We start from the raw sequence: 15,818 nt of genomic DNA, 5'->3' as shown, positions 1-15,818 counted from the left end.
CGTGCTGTAAAAACTTCAAAATAAAATATTTTTAAACGCTTTTGTTGTTGTTTATTAAGCTGCAAATGTAACGAAAAAAAACCTGCCAATATTGTGCGGATTAGAAAGTTTATTTAAGGATGGCTGAAATGAGAAATAGAATATTTATAGAAATAAAAAAGACTTACATTTCTGTAAGTCTTTTTGCTCCTCCTGCTGGGCTCGAACCAGCGACCCTCTGATTAACAGTCATAGTGTTTTTGATTTTAAGGTTCTGAATATGAGATGATTGAAAAAATATAGTACTTTCATTTCTTTGATGATTTAATATGTTCTATGACCATTTACTAAAAAAGTCTTGCAATAAATCTTGCAACTTTTTTAAAATTTATATCCCGCCAAAACCGGCAAGACTCCATTCTTAGAAGGTTTGTAAGTACACATCATCATCAATAATTTCCGTACATTTTTTTATGTAAAGAAAATTCAAGAAGGATGTAATGATCTCGTCGAGCGCGGTAAGAAAATATGTTTTAAAAAATAATTAAATTTTGTGACCACCATTTCAATCACCACAAAGGCAATCAATGAAACGGAATGAATTTGAGCAATTTATAAAATATTTTTAGATTTTAAATGGTGTTATACCCTTTTATTTTGGTGGAGTTGAAGGATATTGAATCACTTCTTATATTCAGAATATTATGTTTAAATTTAAGCTTTGCTGCCACTGTTGCTATTTTCCTAAAAGTGAATAGGTTCGGGGTATTTCGAATAGTCTTCGACGTTCCGCAGGAAACCTCCATCTTTGTGAATCCTTTCTGTGCTCCGTTAAAATCTTCTATCAGTTATTAAAGCAAAAACAGAGGCGTAGAGTTGGTAAAGATTTTTATTTCCAATAGTTCCAGTTACTGCCATCATATACCGCAATCGAATTGCTTACTGTATCATAGCACATCATACCAGCATAGGGACTTTTTACTGTTGTATGAGGATTTTTAATGTGAGGTAATATAATTGCCTTATTGGGAGACTCTAAAACAAGTACTCCCGTAGCCGAACTTATATTGGAACCTATTATCACACCATTCCCACTCTCTGCACTTGTATTGGATGTAAGATTGGTTAAACTTCCCGTATCTGACATATCTACCCAACTACCATTAGTAAACATTCTCACTTTTACTGAAGTTTTATCAAATATGAATGTTCCGTTTTGTGGATTATTAGTAGTTGGAGTGGTAGCAGAAAATGTAGGAGTTGCTGTTAATGCAGGGAGAATGATGCCTTTGAAATTAGTGGTTTCAACATCTGTCGGAGAATTAGTAGCTGTTGCTCCCCCGAAATCCAGCAGTGTACTGTTTCCATTTACTGATGTTTTACCAATGGCTACCTGGGCGGATAAGGTTAAAGAACAAAATATAAGACTGCCTATATAGAATGTTTTTGTATTTTTTATATTTTTCATATTTTATATTTAATCGTTACACGCTCTTTTTATACATTTCCAAGTAGTTCCGTTATAAAGTTTTATACATTGATCTGTAATATCATATGCTATCATACCTTTTTGGGGATTAATAATATTTGCTGTACTTGTAGTTTTGGTAATAACCAGTCCTTTTGTATTAGATTCTAACGCAATAAAACCATTGGGAACACCTCCTTCATTGATTGTTGGGCCTTCGGGCCAGTTTTTGTTACGGGTTTTTAATGTAGTAATTCCTACTTTTGAATATCCATCAGGAATTCCTGACGCTCCTGGTTTTATGCAGTAATCTACAGCGATGAAAATTGAGGCATTATTGCTTGTAAGCCCGGCTAAATCTTTAATATTATAATTAACGGTAGTAGCGTTTCCGAAGAATCCGATAGCGGGGGTAAATGTTAGATTTCCAAGATTATCTACCAGCCAAGTTCCTTGTCCGGCAATTATAAATCCTTTCGTATATCCTCCGGAAGTTATAATATTGGTTGCACCAGAGGGAGCGATGAGATTAATTGTAGAGTATATTAAAGACCCTGAATTCAAGTCATAATCATTCGTTACGATACTGAATGTTTTAGACATATTTTTACCAACAGAAGCATTATCATCTACCGCTACAGGAGGTTGATTGATTCCAAAATTATTCCCTGAAGAAATGCTGTTAGAGATTGTTGCTGTGAAACTGTTGGCAGTAGTTCCCTCTTTATTACCTACAACATTAAAACCTGTTGGCTCTGTTAACTGAATTGTGTAAGGACCGGGATAAGTATTGATGTTTATATTGTCAAAATAATAATATCCGTTTACATCAGTTGTTTTTGATCCTATTTCTACTCCATTATTAAAGAGCTTAACAGTTGCTCCCTGATATCCGTTACCATCAGGAGTTCCTGCATTGTTATCATTAAAGACAGTTCCGCTAAAAGTAGACGCAAAAGTAATTGATGCAGCGTTATAAGCACCAATAAAAGCAGGGTCTGATGTTCCTGAATATGTTTGAATTAATGTTGTTGCACTCTGATAATTTGCGGTCGTTATTCCCATTTCAGACCAATCTAAAGCGATAACTCTAATGTTTCTCGTACATCCACTTGAAGTTCCTGCATCATAAAGAGGAGGCGATACATTTGCTCTGTAAAATTTCCAGCAGGCGTTACCAATAGACGGAACTACCGGTATACCATTTACTTCTGCACCAAAAGCTACCGAATAAGGAGTTCCTACCATCGGATCTGATGGGGTGGGACCATTTTGAAAGTGAAATACATCTGATGTACTGCTGGGTTGTCCCATCTGAGTAAAAATAAGATCCGGTACACCATCTCCGATTGATGTGGGAACAATTCCCATCGTATTGAAGGCAATGTTAGAGCCTTGTGGTATATTAAAAATAGCAGTTCCTAAACCTAAACCGTTAATACCATCAGTAAGATATTGTACTAAATTATTATTAACCGGCACCGGCGTTACATTACCATTTCCTCCAAATGCTTGTCCTACCCCAATAAAAGTTCCGCTACCTGGAGAGGGGATTGTGTAAATGGGTAATGAAATAAATGTGGCAGATGTGAAAGGAATATTATTGCTGGATAAAGCCGAATTATTAACTCCGGTAGAATAAGTTATGGGTGTGTTAATATTATTAATTCCATTTGCATTCCAAGTAAAGGCAAGTAAATTATGATTGTTATTGGGTATTACTGCATTGTTGGAGCTTCTCCAATAACCATTGAAATCTGAAAATATTTCGGAAGCGGGGCGTACTGTGTTCTGTGATTTTACAGTAACTATTGTGAATAATCCTAAAACTAAGGCAATCTTATTTTTCATCTTGATTTTAATAGAAGTGCAAATTTAAACTTATTTTTTAATATATTGATTATGAGTTTGTTTTATTTTTGGCATAGATGAGTGCGTCGTAAATTTATCCCAAGGATTAAAAAAGAAATTGAAATGTATGCTTTCATTTCCATGATATATCGAGGTGATAAAGATTTGGAAATTTTGAATCAAGTATCTCATGATATTGCTATGGAAATTGAAAATTTGTGGAGATTATAAAGCATAAGAAGATTTTATCAGACGGATGAATATTATGATGGAACCGATGAAGGTTCTAATTTTTATTGGAGCATTCTGGTTTACTTGTAAACCAAAGAATGAATTGCTTGTTGAAATAAGATTACTATTAATAAATTTTAAACCTAAGAATAGGGGTTTGATGTTAATTGAAGAACCTGTTCAGGAATTTAAACTTCCACAACTGAAAAGAGAAAGTTTCGAGGATGCATTTGATGAAATTGAGTTAATTGGACTTCCAGTTTCATGTAGTCCTTTTGATTTATTAAAAACCAAATACAGAGGATCAGTATTTGTAAAAGACTTGTTGAAATTTCATAAAAGACAGGTAAAAATGTTAGCATATCTTATTTCCAGAAAACACGTTCCCACTAAAAAAGGGACGATGTATTTTGGAACTTGGATCGATGTCAACGGTGATTATTTTGACACCGCACATTTTCCCAATAGTTTAAAGGAATATGATTTTCAGGAAGGCGGTTGTTATTTATTACTCGGAAGGGTTGAAGTTGATTTTCACTTTCCTACCATTACTATTCATAAAATGGCAAAGATGCCAATGATCACCGATCCCCGGTATTCTTACGATAAAGAAAAACAATATGATATTCACCGTCAAATTAAAGAAGATGTAAGTATGACTTTTAGAAAGCCTTATCCTCAGGAACATGAAATTGGACTGCCAAGAAACAATTCGGAAAAAAATAAAGAGGCTGTCCCAAAAGGTAAACTAATGCTCTGAGAATCTCCTAAATGATAAAAGTTGTCAAACAGGAGTCCGAGAGAGAGGGTACTTTTGAGACAGCCTCTTTTGACTTGTATTAATATTTTTGGAATACATATCTTAAGTTCTGGAACGGTAAACTTTAGTACATACAAAAAGATTGAATGCAAAAAGACCCATTAAAACAAAACAAATAGTTCTACCGGTATCTAAAACGGAAGTTATCGAGAAAATTTCGTGTTTAATTTCTTTGTGGTTTAAATTTAAATAGTCAATAAGTTTGTTCCCGTATGCGACAAAATTATCAATAATTCCTAAACACAATACAATTCCTAAAATACTGATCAAAATTCCAATAAGTGATAATGTTTTCATAAGTTTATTTTAAATTTTAGTATCCTCTGTTATTTTTGAATTCTTTCTCACATTTTAAGGAACAAAATTCTTTTTCATCGGTTACAATAAATTGATATTTATGTTGATTTGTATCTTGGAGTTCATAACTTTCAATGCAGGCTTGGGGACTAACTGTTAAAACCGTCATTACAGAAGCAATCATTTCAAAAGGGTCTTCAGACTTAGGTTTTACAATTACCCCTAACAAATCCTTTGAAGTATAAATAATCGCTTTGATATCAATCTTTTTTTCACACCATTTACATTCAGTGCTTCCAACCTCGATCTTGTTTTCAGCCTTAGATAGTGGATCGGGATTCGGGTCACTCATTATCTTTTTTAGTTTGATAATATCCTCAGATGATAATCCCACATATTTCTCGGTTAGGTTTGCATTATCTATTAGTCTTTCAGCTTCGGGTGTAATTACTATATCATCCCAAGAAAATGTTTTACTTTCAAAAGAATTTAGATCTTCAATATTAATGTTTTGATCATTTTCTAATTTAGTATCTTCTTTCACTACGAATTCTTTAGAATTTTCCTCAAATACATTTTGAGAATACCGGAAATCTAATATCCCTTTCCTATCATTATAATCATATACTGTTACAATAAAGAAAGAGAAAATGAAGTACAAAAGTATATTCGAAAATACGGTAACTTGATAAGGATCATCGTCATAATCATCCGGGACGAAAGAAAAAATTATTGCGGAAAGAATTTTAACAACCACCATTATAGCGAAGAAAGGCAATAGAAATGAAGTTGTAATCATTGATTCGAAATCAAGATTCTCAAGGTAGTTTAAATAATTCATGATGAATTTCGGTTTTCGGTGGTTTATTTTTTATAGTAATCTAATCTTTTCTCCTTTGTTCCGTCACCATTTTGATCATAATATTCATAATCCTGAAGAATTAATTCCTTGGAATCACTATGTTTAATGTAATAACGTTCTCCATCAATATCTAAAATATTTGTTGTAGCATTATAAGAATAAGGATATGTTTCTATACTCCCTATTTGTTGACATTGTTGAGTGGAAGAATTTAAAACATAATTTGTCAATAAGTATTTACTGTTTGTTGTAAACTCATGTATTGCTTCTATTTCGCATTTAGCATGATCGTAAGAACTTAGGGGAGTGTCGGTTTTACCGTTGAGAATTACCGTTTTGTAACGGTGCCATTTACCGATAAATTGTTGTGATTGATTTTTATTTTCTTCTGTAGTTTCAGAATCATTGTTTGAACATGAACCTAAAAAGATTACTGTTAATAGAGATAAATAAACTTTTTTCATAGTTAAAGTTTTATTTCCTTTCAGTCCCGAAAAAGAGTTGTTAATTAATAAAGAAAGCGTGAGGACTACTAAACTTATTCTATCAGGTAGGTTCTGGTAAACCGTTAGGGTCAAATAAGTAGCAGACCCCCACGCCATATAGATATGACATGAGAGTTGCTAACATATTCCCCCTAATTAAATGTACCAGATTTACCTGAGGAATGTCGTTAGACAAGCGTTCTATGTGTTCGAAATGTATTTGATAGGATTATTTAATCTTATCAATAGCAAATATAATTAGTCTATCATTAAAGTGAAAATTTATTTTCGTAAATGTTGTAGCAAAATATACAAAACTCAAAATTAATCAGTTGAAAGTGTACTTTATGTTAAGTTATTAAGACTTTATATGTACTTTTCGGTACCTTTAAGGTACATTTTTGCCGTAAATCATAAAAGATTGAAATTTAAACCGGAAAATAAAAATCTTTATCTGGGAACATATAACAGTGTTCATTCAATTATAATATAAAAAACAATATTATTTTGCACCGAAAAAAACCGTACCTATTAACAAGCAAGTGCTAGTTTTTTTTGAAAAATTCAAAATTTAAGGTTAAATGGATGGATTACTTACTTACATTTACATCATATCAAGTTTTACAGCAACTTTTTTTACTTTCTGTACTGTTTTAGTTGACATTTCAAGTAGTTTTCCAATCTCTCTTAATGTTCTTCCTTTTTTCAGATATTCCAACGCCTTTTTATTTTTTGGTTTATTTATAAAGATTGCATCACTTTCGTTACTACCTGACGGACGGCCAAATTTTACATTGCGCTGAAGAGCGATTATTTTTCCGGCGGCGATTCTTTCCTTTAGATTGGACAATTCTTGCTCGTAAAGACTTGATATTATAGTAATTATGACTTTCCATATAGGGTTTTTCTCTCCATTAGGTCGGGATTGTAGTCCCATGTTTCTTACCACCACATTAATCCCATGCTCCTCAAAGATCTCGAGCGTTTCGAGTACGTTTCTTGTATTACGACCCAAACGGGAAATTTCTTCGACCACTATTTCAGTTATTTGACTCTTTCCCGCAAGATCAATTAAGATCCGTCCGTTCTCTCGGTCTCTAAAATTTACTGTGCCTGAAACTTTGTCTAATAATACCAAATCATATTTATCAGTATCCGCTTCAAAACGATTTCCTGTCTGACCTAAAGTAGAAACTCTATTATATTTAACCCTCATTTTGTTGTAATTTTAATTTCAGATTAAATTTACGGCGGAATCGCCGTTCTGCCTACGCTTTTAGCACTATTTAGCGTTTAAAATAGATTTAGTTTTTGTTTTAAATTTTATGACCGCAGAATTGTGCAAAATAATAATCACATGTTTTTGATCAGGAATAGTTCTGGTTTTTAGTTGGAATAGCAAAATAAAATTTAGCACTCAAGGTCCGCAGTCACTGCAGTAAATTTCAGAGCAAAATAATCATTAGCGCAGGTCCTGTAGAAAGCTAGAGCTACAATTGCGCATGGTACAGGTTGATCTCCGGATTGAAAATATATTTTGCCCTTTCGGGCAAAACAATTATTTCATCCGGATATATTAAAGTTACTATAGTCCCCCGGGAGCCCGGGGAATCAAATCCCCCCTTGCACCCGTGGGTGTATAGAACCTTTAAAAATGGGGTTCGAATGTATACACGTAGTTTTTGGTTTATTTCCTTGAGATCATAATAATACCCATTTAAAAAAAAAAAAAATTTTAGGTTTTTGGTTCAGAAATCTGACTTTCTAAAATTTAAATTTAAACCGGAAAAAACTTTGTTAAAAAAAATTGACCCCAAAATAAAAATAAAAATTTTTCCAAATTTTCTTTCAGATTTTCGCAATTTAGTGTTATGCTATTTTATAATTTCTATTAATGCCAAAGATTAATTGTTATATTGATAGGATTTTATGGTACATAAGTATTTTTCCAAAAAAAATTACGTATTTTAACAAAATGAATCTTAAGAAGTAGATTGATTAAGCAAAATTATTACTTTTATTAAAAAACACGTATTATGAAACCTCATATAAAGAGCAAGCTCAAAGACTTAAAATCTAATACAAGTAAAGTACAGTTAACATCCGGCAGACTTAAAGAGGTTCCAAAAGAACTTAAAAACTGTCCTTTAACTAAGTATATGGATTTGTTTGGTAATTCAATCCATGAATTACCTGATTGGTTTTTCGAATTCAAAAAATTAGAGCATTTAAGTCTTAAAAGCAACTCTTTTAAGGAACTACCAACAATAGTATTTACTATTGAAAATATTAAATATTTCAATTTGTCAGACAATCAAATTCGTGAAATTAGAGGACATTACTTCAGGAATTTAATTGATATAGAAAAAGTTGACATTAGCTATAATCAAATATCTTCTTTGCCAACAGAAAAAATTGAGTATCCCAAATGTAAGAATTTAAGTATTAAAGGTAATAAATTAGAAAAATTTCCAACCTCCTTGAGCGATGCCTACACTCTTGAAAAATTGGATTTATCTGAAAATAAAATAAGTTCAATAGATGACGATGCATTCGATAATCTTGAAAATTTAATTGAATTAGATCTTAGCTTTAATGATCTGAGTTATTTACCTACCAGTATAGGTAATTTAAAAAAATTGAAAAGATTAATTTTGAGTGGAAACAAAATTAAATCACTACCAAAGGAGTTTGAAAATTTAACATCATTAGAATTTTTAGATTTTGATGGAAATCCAATTGGTAGAGTTCCTTTAGAAATTTCCTCTCAAGGTGTTTCAGGAATTATAAATTATTATTTATCTCTTGGAGATAATGCTCAATTATTTGAAGCAAAACTACTAATAGTAGGGCAAGGCAATGTTGGTAAAACCTATTTAATGAATAGATTAATAAGTGGAACTTTACCCGCAACCTATACGACAGAAGGTATAGACATAAAAACTTGGAAGATTGAAACTACTTCATCACGAGACTTTCGTGTTAATATTTGGGACTTTGGGGGTCAAGAAATCTATCATTCAACACATCAGTTTTTTTTAACCAATAGATCACTTTATCTCTTAGTATGGGAAGCGAGAACTGATCAACATCTTATCAGTTTTGATTATTGGCTTAATGTGATTCGCTTATTAAGTAACAATTCACCAGTCATAATAGTTCTAAATAAAATCGATGAAAGAATAATTAATATTGATGAACGATCACTTAAAACAAAATTCAAAAATATAGTATCATTCCATCAAGTAAGTGCATATACTGGGCAAAATATTAATTTGTTAATAAATGAAATTGGAACCGAGATTAATTCGCTACCACTAATAGGTGATAGTCTGCCAAAGGTTTGGTTGGAAATTAGAACAGTACTTGAGTCTTTAGAGTCTAACTATATTTCGGCAGACCAATATTTATATATATGCAACCAACATGGACTATCAAATAAAAGAGCATTATTTTTAAGTCAATATTTTCACGATTTAGGTGTTTTTCTCCATTTTCAAGATGATACTTTGTTGCGAAATATATTATTTTTAAAGCCTGAATGGGCTACAAATGCAGTATATAAAATTTTAGATTCAAAAGATGTAATAACTCGTAACGGTGAATTTGACCCAGATATGTTGGATGTTATTCTTGATGATTTTGAACGTGATAAACGTGCTTACATTGTTACACTTATGAAGAAATTTGAGTTATGTTTTGAGGTTGAACAAAACATCTTTCTAATTCCCGAGTTACTTAAACCGGAAAAGATTGATTTTGATTGGGATTATCTAGACAACTTACGCTTTGAATATCATTATGATTTCATGCCTGCAGGTATAATGGCGCGATTTATTGTTAGGATTAGAAAATTGATATATGATAAAACATTCTGGAAAAATGGAGTGATTATTCAAAGAGAAAGTACAAGGGCACTTATAACTACAGATCAATACTCAAGAAAATTATTTATATGGATTAACGGTAATAATTCTTCTTTTCTACTTGAAGTTATTAGAAAAGAATTAAACGATATCCATCAATCTTTAAACTATCCAGATGTTCCGGAGAAGATTCCATGTAATTGTCAAGAATGCGCTAAATCGATGAGTCCTCATCTTTTTAATTATTCTTTCGTAAAAAGAATTGGAATTGAAAACACATTCAAAACGATACCTTGTGAAGTGAGTGCTACAGGAGTAAATGTACATAAACTGTTAGGCTTATATAAAATTGAGAGTCAAGAGCCTGATAATAATCCTATGTATTCACTTGATAAAATTTTAAATGACCTTGTTGAAATCAGTTCACGAATTCTTGAAAGAAAGCGTATAAAAAAGATAGAAGACCTTATCAATGATGATATTGTTGACCTCCTTAGAACGAAAGGACATAATATTGCCGATCAAACAAGATCAGGAATCTCAAATAATGATAAGGGTGCAGGAGAATTAGATATAATGATTAGGATGAACAATGGAATTCCGGTCACAATTATTGAATGTTTTAGACTTGAAAGTTGTGGCGCTAAAAATACAGTTGTTTCTGATCATATCTCTAAACTTTTGAATAAGTATGATACGCACGAACTAAAACGTAAATTTGTAGTTGTTTTTGGTGAGGCTGAGAGATTTGATAACTTGTGGACAAATTATTCTCAATATATCAAAAACCTTAACTCTAATGAAAATTATGGCGAAAAGTATCCTATTTCAGGATTTTCTGTTAGAGATGACTTACATAATTTTGCTAACATTAAAATTGGTATTTCGAGACATGAGAATAACGGTGAAACTTTTGAAGTTGTCCATATCATATTAAATATGAAATAGAGAAGATATTATCTATTCTCTATGAAAAAAAACTATGTCAGATTATAATAAAAGTAATTCACTTATTGATTAATTTTTTGGGAAATTCATAAAAAAATCTTATATTATACGTACCTGAAATATCGGTATAAAAGAGAAATATCCAAAATAATGAGCAAATTCTCAGATGTAAGTCTCATCATCCCAAATAATATTAATTACGAAAAACTTTGGGACAAAATTAATACTAATCCTGACCTAAGTAAAGGGGATAAATCCAAATTAAAAGATTCAACATTACTATTTCTTCACTATCTGTATCCGTCTTCCAATTATATGACTTATACAAAGAATAATGGTTTTCACAAGAAAATAAAGAGTACAGACTTTAATGTAATTACTAGAAATTTTTTAACAAGAACTGTTGCCCTTTTAGAAAATACAGACTATCCAGTGATAGAAAGCAAAAGTTATAAAGTTGGGAAATATTCAAAATCCTACAAGCTTAAAAATGACTTTTTCCTTTTCTGTAAAGCTGAAAAAATTACGATGAACTCTAGGGTTGGAGATAATTATTTGAAAATGATGGAGTCTGTAACCGGTACGGATAAAACTGATTCCAAATTAGAAAATAATTCTCAATTTCAACATTTATTCCCACAATTAAACAGTAAAATTATTACCATTGATAGTTCTGTTGACCTGTACATAGAGCAACTAGAATTTTTTTTAGATTCAAAACTAAAGAAGAAGGAAAATAAAATCTATTATCAAAATCTAAAGAAAAGTATTGATGATAAAATACTAGCAATTAAAAGAAGTGTTCATCAAATTAAAAACGGAGAATTTGATCCCACGCTAAACAACAATAATTTAAGACTTTACTCCACTTTAACCTCCTGTAAAAAGGAAATAAGACAATTTCTTAGGATAAATGGAAAAAAAATTAATGAGATAGATATTAGTAATAGTCATTTATACATATTTTCAAATATTTTAAAACCATCCTTCTATACAAATAAAAATAAGAATTCATTAATAAAAATTGATAAAAATATTTATAATATAATAAAATCAGAATTTTATAAATCTAAGTATTATATAAAAGAACAAATTAAAAATAAATTTAAATATAAAAATAAATCATATATACCCTATATGTGTGGCACTTTTCTCAATCAGAAAGATGTTGAACAATTCAATGATCTACCTTTTGATAATAATTTGTACCAGCATTTAAATAACATCCTATTTGATGGGAAAAAAACAAGGGAGTATATAAAGAGAAATGTAATGAGTTATCTCAACTTAAAAAAACACCGGGAAAATAATACGTTCATCAGAAAAATGAATGAAAAATTTCCAAATGTCGGTCATGTTATCGAATTGATCAATGGGTTAGATAATTCTAAAGGTTGCCTAGCTATCCTTCTTCAAAGGTTTGAATCAACCCTTTTGTTGGATATAGGAATTAAGAAACTGTTGAAAGAACATCCCAACTTAAACTTTTTCACAATTCATGATTCGGTTGCTGTTGAAGAAGGAATGTCAGAAACGGTAAAAAATATTCTTTCGGCAGTAATAAGTGAAACTACCGGAAAACAAATCGGGCTATCAATAAAAGAACGTGAAGATCCGTTTAAAACAATTGAAAATACCGCTTTAGAAATGTTGAATAAATCATATAAAAAAGTTATTTCTAAAAGAAGAAAAGAAAAATTTAATAAAAGATAAAGTAGAGAAGGGTTCTTGCGAGAACCTTTTTTTTTACGTTCCATGACTTGAATATTTCACTGAAAACATGTAAGAAATATGATTTCTAAAAATTATCAAAAAACTCTGACATAAACATACCCTATAAAGATTCTTGTTTAATATCCAGACAGTCATTAAATTTAGGGGTTTAAATTTTCAGAATGAATATTATTGTCACTGCCCTTCCTCAATATCCAATGGAAGAACTGAATGAAGTTGTAAAATTACTTAACACTGTTCCCGGAACGGTAAAATTTATAAAGGGAGAAACAATACCCACCGAAATACTTCAACTACAGATTAAGGATTATTCTTTGCAAAAACGTTTATCCTTCGGACAGTATTGGGAAATCCTCAATATGTACAGGATTATTAATAAAATCCCAACCGATAATTATGCTGTATTAATATCACCAAATAAACATGATGAGAATTGGTTCAGTGGTTTTAACGGTCATAATATATTTGTGGATTCTAACGATTGGGAATATTTTTCTGATAAAGATTCAAAGTATGGGATAGCCTTTCAAATTGTCGAGAATATTATTCAGTCTTTAATGAAATTAAATATCGATAATATTTATACTGAACCTAATATCCATAAGGAATCCATAGGTTGTATTAATGATTTTTGTGGTAACAAGAAAGACATCATGTTTAAACTTCGTCAGGGGTATATCTGTGACTCGTGTGTACAGAGAATTTTGAGTGAAAATATTGATATTGTTGTTATAAGCCATTTGAAATCAATTATAGATTCTATACGGAATTCGATGGTGGATAATTTTAGTTTAATTCTAAACCAGATTCCAAAAGAACCGATATGTGTGGATGAAAAAGGAATACTTACGATAGGAAAACATAAGATCAGTCTGGGTCCCCAACCTAAATCTTTATATTACCTTTTTCTGAATCATTTAAATGGTATTCTAACAAATAAATTAGACGAATATAAAGAAGATCTGACTGAAATTTATGTTCAGATAAAATATCCACCAACAAAGTCTTTAAAGAATAGAGATAAGGAGGAGATTAAAGATCATATTTTAGTTTTAAAACAGAAAGAGGTTGATGAAATCGTAAAGAAATTATTTGAAAACGATTATGGGTATAAAAGATTTTTAAAAGAAAAAAATTCTATCAATAAGGAAATTAATCAGACTGTCGGTGAGAAATTAGCGGAGTTCTACATGATCAATACTTTCGATGATTCTGTTGATAAATACTATAAAATCAATATTCAAAAGGAGATTATATCAATGGATCAGAAATACATTTTAAAGAAAGGCAAAACAAAATAATCGTCATTTTTGTAACGTTACAAAACGAGGTTTGTAATGTAATTTGTCTTCACATTTTTTGGTGACCCCTGTTACTTTGCATCATAATATTTAAACAATAATATCATGCACAAAGAAACATTTACAGCAGGGGTAGTTTTGCCGTTATTTAACAGAGTAACCAAATTATCATTAAATCAAATTGAAATTCCGGAAGAATGGGATGAGTTATTTGACAGGAAAGAAAAGAAACAGTTCATTAAAAAATTACAGGAACAGTTTGAGAAGACAGGATGTTATATTCCTCTGGTTGTCTTCAGGTATAACGATAAATATGTCATTGTAGATGGTGTTTTAAGATTTTTAGCGTTACAGGATTTAAATTTAAACCAAATCGACTGTATAATTATTGAAAAGACACCCAACTCGAAAGACCAAGTCAAAGATTGGATTATTGAATTTAATCTGAAATCGGTTCCAACTGTTGAGGAACGCAGAAGATTACTCTCTCACTATTTGAGAGTGGTAGATGGTAATGAAGAGGATGAAATTTCATGTAATGAAAAGTATGGATTCGTTTCTGAACAATATGGCAGAGGATGGGGACGAAATAATGTTATTACGGCAAAAAGATCATTGGTCTTCGATAACGAAAATCCGGAGAATGCCCTTAATCTTTCTACAAGACTTTTAGAAAATGAAATATCATTCGACAGAGCAAAAAAATGTCTTGATATTTTAGCAGATCCAAAAAATAATTATGACCTCCAAAAGGAAAATGAGGCTAAAATTCTTGAAGGATATATCAGTAAAAACTATGACTTAAAAAAAGCAGAGTCAATGATGCGTCAATACAATACTAAAGTTGATAGGGGAACATCTGAAATCACTGTTTTAAATTATATTTCTTCAGACAGATATTTAATACTTCCCGGTAACAGTCTGGATACTCAGTTTCCGGAAGGAACATTGATCAACGGTATTTTTACCTCAATTCCTTATTTCAACCTAATAGAATATGGAAAAGATAATATTTCGAAGGGAAGTAGAGATATAGGATCTGAGTTGGAAATTGGAAGAGAGAAAAAACGTGAAGATTTCGTAGAAAATATTGTTGATGTTATGAAAATAGGGGCAGATCATATGACTGAGGATGGTGTTATCATTATCAATCTCCATGATACCTATAAAGGTTCAATTTGTGTTGGTGTCGTTGCGTTATTGATTTTAGAGATGCAGAAGGCTGGTTTCTTTTTTATTGATCAGATTATCTGGCAAAAATCAAATCCTAAGCCCCAAAGTAACGAAACTTCACGTTTTACAAATTCATACGAATCTATTCTTATATTTTCCAAATCACCGGATTATTACTACGATCAACTGAGAATATTTGATCCAGAAAAATCAGCAACCGTTAAAAGTGGTTGTTCAGAACAGGGAAACAAAGGTTTGGGCAAAAAGAAATCATATCATATTTCTAATCCCTATAAAACGATGAGAAATTTCCTATGTGATAACGACATTGAACAAATTTTAAAGTTAAATATCTCAAAGGAGAGATCACAGAAGGATGGTCTTCAGAATGGGTTTTTCGGGTCGTTTCCAACCTTGCTACCCATTCCATTTATCTTATCATTTTTTCCTGAAAACGGGACTGTATGGGATCCCTTCGGCGGAACTGGAACAACAGGAAGAGCGGCATTGATGCTGAACCGTAAAGTGATTATCAGTGAACTGTATGAAAAAAACGTTGCCAAAATCTCAGAAATTCTTGAAAAGGGTGTTTCTGAATATGATGAAAATGAATATTCTTCTTTGAGAAAAGATTTTCTTTCCTCAGATGATCAAATTGATCTTGCTGCCTAAAGGTTTTCAATAACCATCAGGAAATTTTTATTTACCGTTTCCTATAATTTAATCTAAACTTTTATCAAATTTTTTAATTCACAGATTTTGTGAACAGAATAAGTCATGTCTTGAATTTGGGTATGGTTACA

General features: G+C 31.2%; 10 protein-coding genes and 1 pseudogene. 5 read left to right on the top strand and 6 right to left on the bottom strand.

The window, feature by feature from the left end:
* Positions 1-868: 868 nt before the first annotated feature.
* Together AC2A1D_RS10305 and AC2A1D_RS10300 are read right to left on the bottom strand one after the other, a co-directional pair.
* Positions 869-1,447, bottom strand: a complete 579-nt coding sequence (locus AC2A1D_RS10305) for a hypothetical protein (RefSeq protein ID WP_065721269.1) — start codon at positions 1,445-1,447, stop codon at positions 869-871.
* A gap of 9 nt (positions 1,448-1,456) precedes the next feature.
* Positions 1,457-3,298, bottom strand: a complete 1,842-nt coding sequence (locus AC2A1D_RS10300; protein ID WP_484043553.1) for an Ig-like domain-containing protein — start codon at positions 3,296-3,298, stop codon at positions 1,457-1,459.
* Positions 3,299-3,536: 238 nt separating this feature from the next.
* Here AC2A1D_RS10300 and AC2A1D_RS10295 point away from each other — a divergent pair.
* Positions 3,537-4,289, top strand: a pseudogene (locus tag AC2A1D_RS10295) (single stranded DNA-binding domain-containing protein); the annotation flags it as partial.
* Positions 4,290-4,391: 102 nt separating this feature from the next.
* On the opposite strand, the gene AC2A1D_RS10290 reads toward AC2A1D_RS10295, so the two are convergent.
* The 4 genes from AC2A1D_RS10290 to AC2A1D_RS10275 all read right to left on the bottom strand — a co-directional run bounded on the left by AC2A1D_RS10290 (position 4,392) and on the right by AC2A1D_RS10275 (position 7,209).
* Complete coding sequence (locus AC2A1D_RS10290; protein ID WP_040999630.1) at positions 4,392-4,646, bottom strand: hypothetical protein; 255 nt, start codon at positions 4,644-4,646, stop codon at positions 4,392-4,394.
* 16 nt (positions 4,647-4,662) lie between these two features.
* Positions 4,663-5,487: a hypothetical protein gene (locus AC2A1D_RS10285; protein WP_146028539.1), complete on the bottom strand. Its 825-nt coding sequence runs from the start codon at positions 5,485-5,487 to the stop codon at positions 4,663-4,665.
* A gap of 23 nt (positions 5,488-5,510) precedes the next feature.
* A complete protein-coding gene (locus AC2A1D_RS10280; protein WP_040999626.1) occupies positions 5,511-5,972 on the bottom strand; it encodes a hypothetical protein in 462 nt (153 codons plus the stop codon).
* Between the two features lie 625 nt (positions 5,973-6,597).
* The gene (locus AC2A1D_RS10275; RefSeq protein ID WP_484043552.1) at positions 6,598-7,209 is read right to left on the bottom strand and encodes a recombinase family protein; all 612 of its coding nucleotides are present in this window, start codon (positions 7,207-7,209) and stop codon (positions 6,598-6,600) included.
* 820 nt (positions 7,210-8,029) lie between these two features.
* Here AC2A1D_RS10275 and AC2A1D_RS10270 point away from each other — a divergent pair.
* From AC2A1D_RS10270 to AC2A1D_RS10255, 4 genes are all read left to right on the top strand, one after another.
* Positions 8,030-10,807, top strand: coding sequence for a COR domain-containing protein (locus AC2A1D_RS10270; RefSeq protein WP_312074957.1), 2,778 nt, complete (start codon positions 8,030-8,032; stop codon positions 10,805-10,807).
* Positions 10,808-10,957: 150 nt separating this feature from the next.
* Positions 10,958-12,520 (top strand): hypothetical protein, encoded by a 1,563-nt coding sequence (locus AC2A1D_RS10265; RefSeq protein ID WP_312074956.1) that lies wholly within the window; start codon positions 10,958-10,960, stop codon positions 12,518-12,520.
* 182 nt (positions 12,521-12,702) lie between these two features.
* Positions 12,703-13,842, top strand: a complete 1,140-nt coding sequence (locus AC2A1D_RS10260; protein ID WP_484043551.1) for a hypothetical protein — start codon at positions 12,703-12,705, stop codon at positions 13,840-13,842.
* Positions 13,843-13,947: 105 nt separating this feature from the next.
* Positions 13,948-15,687: a DNA methyltransferase gene (locus AC2A1D_RS10255; protein WP_484043550.1), complete on the top strand. Its 1,740-nt coding sequence runs from the start codon at positions 13,948-13,950 to the stop codon at positions 15,685-15,687.
* Positions 15,688-15,818: the final 131 nt, after the last annotated feature.

This window comes from Chryseobacterium sp. HNCC26DJ239, assembly GCF_057180445.1.
Note: the sequence above shows the minus strand (reverse complement) of the source record. Positions and strands in the feature narration are given on the sequence as shown.

Excerpts from the sequence above, each read along its gene's own strand:
- AC2A1D_RS10255 (WP_484043550.1), top strand. The coding sequence starts at position 13,948 with ATGCACAAAGAAACATTTACAGCAGGGGTAGTTTTGCCGTTATTTAAC.
- AC2A1D_RS10285 (WP_146028539.1), bottom strand. The coding sequence starts at position 5,487 with ATGAATTATTTAAACTACCTTGAGAATCTTGATTTCGAATCAATGATT.
- AC2A1D_RS10305 (WP_065721269.1), bottom strand. The coding sequence starts at position 1,447 with ATGAAAAATATAAAAAATACAAAAACATTCTATATAGGCAGTCTTATA.
- AC2A1D_RS10275 (WP_484043552.1), bottom strand. The coding sequence starts at position 7,209 with ATGAGGGTTAAATATAATAGAGTTTCTACTTTAGGTCAGACAGGAAAT.
- AC2A1D_RS10270 (WP_312074957.1), top strand. The coding sequence starts at position 8,030 with ATGAAACCTCATATAAAGAGCAAGCTCAAAGACTTAAAATCTAATACA.
- AC2A1D_RS10265 (WP_312074956.1), top strand. The coding sequence starts at position 10,958 with ATGAGCAAATTCTCAGATGTAAGTCTCATCATCCCAAATAATATTAAT.
- AC2A1D_RS10260 (WP_484043551.1), top strand. The coding sequence starts at position 12,703 with ATGAATATTATTGTCACTGCCCTTCCTCAATATCCAATGGAAGAACTG.
- AC2A1D_RS10300 (WP_484043553.1), bottom strand. The coding sequence starts at position 3,298 with ATGAAAAATAAGATTGCCTTAGTTTTAGGATTATTCACAATAGTTACT.
- AC2A1D_RS10290 (WP_040999630.1), bottom strand. The coding sequence starts at position 4,646 with ATGAAAACATTATCACTTATTGGAATTTTGATCAGTATTTTAGGAATT.
- AC2A1D_RS10280 (WP_040999626.1), bottom strand. The coding sequence starts at position 5,972 with ATGAAAAAAGTTTATTTATCTCTATTAACAGTAATCTTTTTAGGTTCA.